The sequence below is a fragment of the Plectonema radiosum NIES-515 genome, assembly GCF_025753815.1.
GTDB lineage: Bacteria > Cyanobacteriota > Cyanobacteriia > Cyanobacteriales > Nostocaceae > Hassallia > Hassallia radiosum_A.
Window position 1 is genome coordinate 1 of record NZ_JAOWRF010000150.1, and the last position, 1,746, is coordinate 1,746.

General features: G+C 43.6%; 1 protein-coding gene. It reads right to left on the minus strand.

Features of this window, described 5'->3' with window-relative positions; all coding sequences use genetic code 11:
• Positions 1-100 precede the first annotated feature (100 nt).
• Entirely contained in the window at positions 101-1,117 is a 1,017-nt protein-coding gene (locus tag OGM63_RS09805; RefSeq protein ID WP_263745326.1) for a ribose-phosphate pyrophosphokinase, read from the minus strand.
• Positions 1,118-1,746 lie beyond the last annotated feature (629 nt).

A 1,746-nucleotide genomic window follows, 5' to 3' on the forward strand; every position in this document is an offset into this window, starting at 1 on the left:
TCCCCCCTCTCCCTTGTCTCCCCCCTCTCCCTTGTCTCCCCCCTATTGACCTTCTCTGTTATTTTGCCAGACTGTAACGGGGCTAACAGTCTGGCAAAGGCTAACGGAACATACTACTTACAGAGGTATCTTCGTGAATTCTCCAGATGGTTTCTCCGAGTAGATTAGCCACTGAAAGGACAACGAGTTGTTCAAAGCGATCGCTATTCGGAATCGGAATCGTATTTGTAACGATCACTTCCTCAAACACACCACTAGATAGCCGCTCAATTGCCGGTGGAGAGAACACCGCATGAGTTGCACAAGCATAAACCTGACGAGCCCCTTCTTCACGCAATAACTGTGCCCCAGCCGCTATTGTGCCGCCAGTGTCGATCATGTCGTCTACCAACACCGCCGTTTTGCCCTTAACATCGCCGATGACGTTTAATACTTCAGCGACGTTGTGAGCTTGACGACGTTTGTCAATAATTGCTAAGGGGGCATCACCCAGCTTTTTCGCAAATGCCCTAGCCCGCGCTACACCCCCCACATCCGGTGAAACTACTACTAAGTCAGGCAGTTTCTTACTTGCCAGATAATCTAGCAGTACTGGTGAACCGTAAACATGATCGAAGGGTATATCGAAATAGCCCTGAATTTGTGCTGAGTGCAAATCCATTGCCAAAACTCGGTTCGCACCAGCTTGGGTAATTAAATTAGCAACCAGCTTGGCAGTGATTGACTCTCGTCCAGCGGTTTTGCGATCGGCGCGGGCATAGCCATAATAAGGAAGTACTGCCGTTACCTGTCGCGCTGAGGCACGACGACAGGCATCAATCATAATCAGCAATTCCATTAAGTGGTCGTTGACTGGTTGACACGATGGCTGGATTAAATAAACATCACAACCCCGAATCGATTCTTGGATTTGAACATAAAGTTCTCCATCCGCAAATCTTTTGCGAATCATTGGTCCCAAGTCCATGCCCAAATAACGAGCAACTTCTTGAGACAGTGGTACATTAGCAGAACCAGAGAACAGCCGCAAGCGATGATTTTCAGTCGGTGCTGTTGCAGCTGGCTGCACTTTTAAACTTGCAGAACTGAGTACAGCAGATCCTCTATGTGCATTCATGGCAATATTATCATCAGAATATTTAGCAGATTTAACGAGATAGTCGCTCTTAAACATTTGTAGGTTTTTTTGAAGCTTTCATAAAAACTCTCAATATTCCTCCATCAAGCGTTCGCAAAGCGTGTCCCAAGGATTCTCGCGTTGTCATTTTCTCGACATAACAGACAAATCAACCATAGACAGCTTAACTGACATTAAGTTTTTCAACTAGATGGATTATTTAGATGTTTTTGCTTGAGGTAAAAAAAAACCAACTCCTTCGAGGTTGGTTCGGTAGAGCATTTTTCTCTACCCACCTTATTTATAACTTCGCGCTAGGGATTCACAAATTAAGTGATATTTCAGTAAGCACTTGTTAAGTAGAAACACTTGTTAATAACAATATAAGGGGCAATTGAATATTCTATGATACTAGCGGTAAATTTTTCAAATGGCAGATTTAATTTAAGCTTTTAAATCTAATTACATATTTCGGAACACTTTAAGTTATAACTCTTGACAAGCTAATATCTGGCGAAAGGGTGAAGAATTTTTCGAGGCAAAAAGCCAGCATAATTTTGCACAAAACGCTACCGTAGAAGGTGACAAATCAAGGATAAGAGACTTTCTTGAGATGGGGGGATGGGGAG